The sequence below is a fragment of the Providencia sp. PROV076 genome, from assembly GCF_028483405.1.
GTDB classification, from domain to species: Bacteria; Pseudomonadota; Gammaproteobacteria; order Enterobacterales; family Enterobacteriaceae; genus Providencia; species Providencia huaxiensis.
Genome location: NZ_JAMPRR010000051.1, coordinates 1 through 5,600 on the forward strand (window position 1 = coordinate 1; position 5,600 = coordinate 5,600).

The following is a 5,600-nucleotide window of genomic DNA, read 5'->3' on the forward strand; positions in this document are numbered from 1 at the left end:
AGTTTTAACTCTTCGTCAGTCGGGAACTGGTCAGGACAACCATATGCCAACTCGACAGTTTTCAATCGCCCAGTCATGATGTCTGAGCTAGTAGTACAACCTTGCATGTTGCCTCTCTTATAAATAAAAAAGGCCGCACATTGGCGACCTAGTTTGAGATTTGTTTGTTTATGATAAGCAGCGGAATGAGAGTCTGAATATCGTTCGGTTTTCTGTGGTTACAATTCCTGACGGCAACCCGCCCATATTAAAAACTGAGTTGAGATTACAGTCGCTAGGATTTGCCGCGACATATTTGAGTATTTCATCAGCGCGAGTTAATGCGGGAATTGGGTTGCTTTGCTCTGATACTAGAATTACATCCACATAGTCATCAGCGCTTAACTCACCAAATCGCCCAGAGCCATCATTAGGTTGAATGACTAAATACTGTTGAGTTTTGGTATTAGCCTTCTCTTCCCACTGCAACCTCTGCACAGTAAAGTCATTTGTTAAGCCACCTCGCTCTAAGTAGTCAAGGAAATCATCAATAATCACAATCTCATTTCCTCCATTATCGCTGCGTCAATCATTTCTCTTGTTTCTTCAAAACCTGAATCAAGGAAAAGCTTCTTGGCTGTTGGGCGCTTAAACTTTTGTACAACCCTAGGGTCATGAACATAAACGGCATAACTAGCACTATAACCAACACGCCCAGTCAATATCGTTCCGTTAACCCTAACCGACCTATAGCTTGAGTTGATTAATGTCTTTGTATCGATTGGCGTGTAGATGGCTGCTTGCCTACCTCCAATATCTAGCGCCCTGTGCATAGCCCTTGTCGCTTTATTGGCTGTAATATCACCAACTATCCTAGATAAGGCAGCCCGAGCTTCATTAATACCTCTAACTCTCGTTGCCATATCAAGTCCTTATTTTGTAATCAGGGTCTTGCCTAAACATTCGAGTGTCAAAGCCATCAACAGCTTTAATTTTTGAGCTATTACCTTCAACTTTCCTCGGGTCTAGGGTTGAGCGAGTGTCATTCTGAGCGATGTAATCACCAACCTCTGGCAACCTTACTGGCTTACCTTTGTAGAATGATTCTGTGTTGAATGCCAAACGTGAAATAAACTCACCACCGTTTGCGTCCATCGCCTTTTCGTTCGTTGCTACCCAATTACAGTCAATGAGGTATGGAACACCGAAAATAATTTCATCGCCAAATCTGCCGCCATAACTTACCGGGTAAACAGTCGCAACACTCTTGTATGACCAGCGAGACATTTTCGCCATATCAACTCCTAAAGACGTCAAACTGAACTAGATTTTGCGGCCTATTGATTGGCAATGAATCAGTGCAACCAGCTGTATCTAAGTTTGATAAGAGGTTAGCAAGCTGCTTTCTACCATCATCAAAGTACTGATAGGAGCGAGAAGCGCCTGATGGTGCGTGTTCGGATGTTGTTTTTCTCACATCGGCGGATGACAGCATCAAAACAACAGCATAAAGCTTGATGAGCCTAGCCGTGCTTTCTGGATAGTTTGAAGCGTCAAGACAGTCATCTATCCCATTTGCAATAGTGATAAATGACTCAATAATAAAATCAGGAGCCTCAAAGCCCATTGAATCAAGCAACTCCTGAACCTGTTCGATTGTTATGTCTACAGCCATGAGACCGCCTGAATATTAAAGGGACCGAAGCCCCTATGATAATTAACCGCCAGTTGAGTCTTTACCGAACGACACCATGACACCTGCAGTATCTTTGATATCTGTCGCAATCTGTTTCCAGTTAGCTACAGTTTCAATTTGTGCGTTTGTTGGTGATTTAATGCTGTCCTTGCTCCACTGGTAACCACGTAGACCAATCGTAAAGTCATACTCGCCTTGCATTAACGCCTTGATATTCTCTTGACCTAATACATCTTGAGCCTTCATGATAAGCGGTGATGTTTGAATAGCCGCTGCACCAGTAACCAAGCCTAATGAATGCTGTTTGTCTGCATCAGATAAAGCAGGAATATCAGAGATAACAAATCGACGACCTAAATTATCCTGCTTGATCGCAACATTACCAATCTGGAACAGGTTGTTAGCATTGGTGAGAGTTTCATCCATAAAGTCATTGAACGTCGCACCATCCATCAACCAAGCAACAATTCGTGAATATGCATCACCAAACGGGCGAGTTGCCTTGTTTAAGCCTCGCAATGATGGTGTATCACCGCCAACAGTGATTGCATTCGTATTACCAGAGATAGCTGCTTTCAATGCCGCACCAGCAGTATTTAAGTAATCTTGAAGCATTGCCTCAGCTGATTGTGCAGCCACTACAGCAGACGCCTCGGTAACATCTTTACCTAAACGCTTCATCATGGTTGGAGTAACAGATACTGGGCCAATACGACCATCGACTTTAATCATACGGTCAAGAATTTGACCTAACTCTTGCGGAGTCAAATTACCTGAACCGTAAGCGTTACGGCGTTGAGCCAGTCCGCCAAGTAATTGCCATGATGTTTGCTCGATATAGTCACCAATATGGTCACCATCACCGAGAACCAAAGCACCGCCAGATGCTTCATTAAACTGACGGACTGCCTGAGCGACTAGCTCGGTAGCTGCCAGTGATACTTGTTTTTGAAAAATGTATAAAGACATATAAATTAATCCTCTTGGATATTAGCAATGATTTCACGTGCGCTATCAACTAATGGATTAGCGCTTTTGGGTTTATCACTGCCTCCGGCTGGTGACTTCCCTTTACCGCCTTCACCTCCGGTTCCGGTGGCTTTGCTACCGATAATGACTGGAGCAAATAATTGGTTACTACGAAACTCTTTTTCTAGATCATCAATAGTGAATGCAGACGGATGACCAGCCGAATCAACGACTCGCGTTTTTCCTTCTTCTACTGATAAGCGAGATTTAATGTGTGGCATGATTAACGGAGCAGCATCACCAGCCAATTTTGTGGCCAATGTCTGTGCAACGTTATCAACCAAAAGTGTGTGTAGACTTGTGTCTTTTTCCTGTAATTGTGCTAACAGCTCGCTTTCACGTGCTTTTAGCTTTTCAGCCCAGCTTTTTTCTAATGATTCGATGTCGCCATTTTTACGAGCCTGTTCTTCCGCTGCCTTCTTTGCAGCTTCTTCAGCTTGTCGGCGTTTCTCTTGCTCTGATTTTTTCTCAGAAAGCAACTCATCAACTTTTTTCTGAAGCCCTGACACATCAGGAATATCAGGCATACCTTCAATTTGAAGCTGGTAATTTCCGCCAGACTCTTTGTAAAAAGCCTTTTGCTCATCGGTTAATGCGTCAAATTCTTCTTTCGATAATAAATATTTAAACATCGTCAAACCTCTGGTTTAGATGGCGCGGCCTCTGACCGCAGATAATAAAAAACCCGCTCAGTGGCGGGTCTGTGTTATTTCAATTCAATTCCGGCTCGCTCAAATGCTTCAGGTGCAAGCTTTTGCATATCCTTGAGCGTCATCGGTTTAAAGTTTTTGTGTAGCTGTAATTGTGCAAATCGCTCAGGCGACAGACCACCATCACGAAATAGTTTTCCTCTCGTTGGCCCAAGTATTAAATCTTGTCGCTTTGCAGGCTGGCGAGTTAACCACTCATAATAATTTTCTTCCCCCCATTCAGACCTGCCAACTGGCCTAGTGATTATCAAATCCGCAAGCCTATCATTAAGAATTGGTAATCGCTGACTTCGGCAGTTAGGATGCAATGGTGGCATCGGACCAACACCAACCGGATATCTATTACCAGATAAAGCCCTACACGTAGATGAGGTTTTATTGTCCAGTATGGCGCTGAACTCCTCCTCTTTGATTAAATCGTCATTCTCCTTATAAAACTCCTGAGCCGCGCATGTATGAGCATGTTGAATAGCAGTATTTGCAATTGTTCGGTAGTTATAAGTGATGCGAGATATTGTCGATGTTGTAACCTGCGTTCGGTCAATTGCAGCCCCATTAATAGTGGCTTGTAGAGTTTGAATATTACTTTGTGCAGCCATAGCCAAAACGGCCTGATTTTCTACTTGTTGGACTGAACTATTCACCCAAGATGATACAAATTTCTTGAGAAACAAAGAGCCGCCCCAAGCGGTTAATATCAGCGGCACATTTAAGATGGCTTTTTCAACTTTTTCAGGGCTAGGCTTGCTTACTTCATTTGTCACTATCTGCGATAAGCTATCAACTTCAAGCTGGCTTGACTCAACACCGATATCGATAACAGATTGCAATAAATACTCAGAGTAACTGGTTAAAACTGGTGATAACTCTCGCTTTAACTCAGCAATGATGGCATTTAGTTTTGACCTCGATGTTATCTGACCTGAGAAATTAGCTAACGCCTTAGCAACCGCCGCCCTTAACTCTCTTTGCATTGCCTCACTATCAACAATGCCAGCTTTGAGGCGTTCTAGGAGAATTTGGATCATCATTGAGTTATCTAACATCAATTGTGATTGCATATTCACCTCTACATCATTGAGTCAGCTCTAGATAATTCTATCTCTTCGATAACATCCTCAGCTTTCTCATCTTGCGGAATAATATTGATACTTTGCAGGTACTTAACAAAATCAATCATTCGCATAGCACCAGACTGTAAAGCAGCAAGTAAGGCTGTAATTGCTTGAGAATCTAATTGAGCAATGTCGTAAACTTTATTTAACTCAATAGTCGCCTCCCCACTTCCTGCAAACTGAATGCAGAATCCAAGCGCTCGGTTAAATGCCTGCTCCACATTGCCAGCACACAATGAAAGCACAGAGTTATCTGTTTGTGCCTCATCCTGAGCCTGCGTGGCTGTTCTAGCCGATGTACCGCGCTCAACTAACTTAGCCCCTAGCATTGCCATTTGCTTCTCTCTGCGCTCTGCTAGCGTGATTTGGATATTCCTATCTTCTGGTTGGGCGAACTTCATATCACCACCGACAGGAAGTAATACACCTTTACGTGAGCCTACATTAAAACCATCTTTGAGGTGATCTTGCACCCAAGTATTATCTAGACCAGTTAAAGCAATCATTGGCTGACCAACCGTGTGAGCTGACTCTGCAATATCTGCTTCGGCTTGGTAATGCTTGATATTTAAGTAAGCTATATCAGCAAGCGGTGGGGCGTCAGGGGTATGGTCATTGTTCATAGAACCAATCCATGACCACGGTAATTCACTCAAGGGCTTCCCAGTAGCATCACTCAATACAATCCAGTCTGTTACTTTTATATCGCCATCTTCATACCAACGGCGAGAATGGGCCACATCATCAATAAGCCGTAACTCAATCCAATTCTTCTGCATTTTTAGCTCAAAATCTTCGGTATCAACGGGCTCTTGATATTGAAGAACAACGAGTGATGTTTTCCCGTTAGTCACTCGCCAGTTAATGATTTCTTTTGCTGTAAACAATCGAATATATGGGCGGCCTTTATTTGCTTCAAACTGAACACCTGACCCGCTAAAATCGCTTAATAGGCCCGCACGTCCACGCTGTAAGTTTTGCGATAAAGCATCTCTTATCATTTGCGTTAATGGCTGGCCTTGACCGTCAATATCGGTTTCTAAATATTCAACGCCTCCGCTTACGCTGTTC

General features: G+C 43.2%; 8 protein-coding genes. All 8 read right to left on the reverse strand.

Going from position 1 to position 5,600, the window contains the following annotated elements; genetic code table 11:
* Positions 1 to 168: 168 nt before the first annotated feature.
* Positions 169 to 537: a phage tail termination protein gene (locus PSF67_RS21620; protein ID WP_070929145.1), complete on the reverse strand. Its 369-nt coding sequence runs from the start codon at positions 535 to 537 to the stop codon at positions 169 to 171.
* Positions 534 to 902 carry an HK97 gp10 family phage protein gene (locus tag PSF67_RS21625; protein WP_272578234.1) on the reverse strand — a complete coding sequence of 123 codons (369 nt, stop codon included), beginning with the start codon at positions 900 to 902 and terminating at the stop codon, positions 534 to 536. The genes PSF67_RS21620 and PSF67_RS21625 overlap by 4 nt, the downstream gene beginning before the upstream one ends.
* Position 903: 1 nt before the next feature.
* A complete protein-coding gene (locus tag PSF67_RS21630; protein ID WP_110732154.1) occupies positions 904 to 1,275 on the reverse strand; it encodes a hypothetical protein in 372 nt (123 codons plus the stop codon).
* 1 nt (position 1,276) lies between these two features.
* Entirely contained in the window at positions 1,277 to 1,654 is a 378-nt protein-coding gene (locus tag PSF67_RS21635) for a DUF7370 family protein (protein WP_211889573.1), read from the reverse strand.
* A 42-nt stretch (positions 1,655 to 1,696) separates the two neighbouring features.
* Positions 1,697 to 2,644, reverse strand: coding sequence for a major capsid protein (locus tag PSF67_RS21640; protein WP_105881124.1), 948 nt, complete (start codon positions 2,642 to 2,644; stop codon positions 1,697 to 1,699).
* 5 nt (positions 2,645 to 2,649) lie between these two features.
* Positions 2,650 to 3,336 (reverse strand): hypothetical protein, encoded by a 687-nt coding sequence (locus tag PSF67_RS21645; RefSeq protein ID WP_221078487.1) that lies wholly within the window; start codon positions 3,334 to 3,336, stop codon positions 2,650 to 2,652.
* Between the two features lie 74 nt (positions 3,337 to 3,410).
* The gene (locus PSF67_RS21650; RefSeq protein WP_272677600.1) at positions 3,411 to 4,475 is read right to left on the reverse strand and encodes a minor capsid protein; all 1,065 of its coding nucleotides are present in this window, start codon (positions 4,473 to 4,475) and stop codon (positions 3,411 to 3,413) included.
* Between the two features lie 8 nt (positions 4,476 to 4,483).
* On the reverse strand, positions 4,484 to 5,600 hold a 1,117-nt coding region (locus PSF67_RS21655; protein ID WP_272677601.1), incomplete at its 5' end, for a DUF4055 domain-containing protein.

What these genes read in the sequence shown, in the direction of transcription:
- PSF67_RS21625 (WP_272578234.1), bottom strand. Translation starts at nt 902, where the DNA reads ATGGCAACGAGAGTTAGAGGTATTAATGAAGCTCGGGCTGCCTTATCT.
- PSF67_RS21640 (WP_105881124.1), bottom strand. Translation starts at nt 2,644, where the DNA reads ATGTCTTTATACATTTTTCAAAAACAAGTATCACTGGCAGCTACCGAG.
- PSF67_RS21650 (WP_272677600.1), bottom strand. Translation starts at nt 4,475, where the DNA reads ATGCAATCACAATTGATGTTAGATAACTCAATGATGATCCAAATTCTC.
- PSF67_RS21630 (WP_110732154.1), bottom strand. Translation starts at nt 1,275, where the DNA reads ATGGCGAAAATGTCTCGCTGGTCATACAAGAGTGTTGCGACTGTTTAC.
- PSF67_RS21645 (WP_221078487.1), bottom strand. Translation starts at nt 3,336, where the DNA reads ATGTTTAAATATTTATTATCGAAAGAAGAATTTGACGCATTAACCGAT.
- PSF67_RS21635 (WP_211889573.1), bottom strand. Translation starts at nt 1,654, where the DNA reads ATGGCTGTAGACATAACAATCGAACAGGTTCAGGAGTTGCTTGATTCA.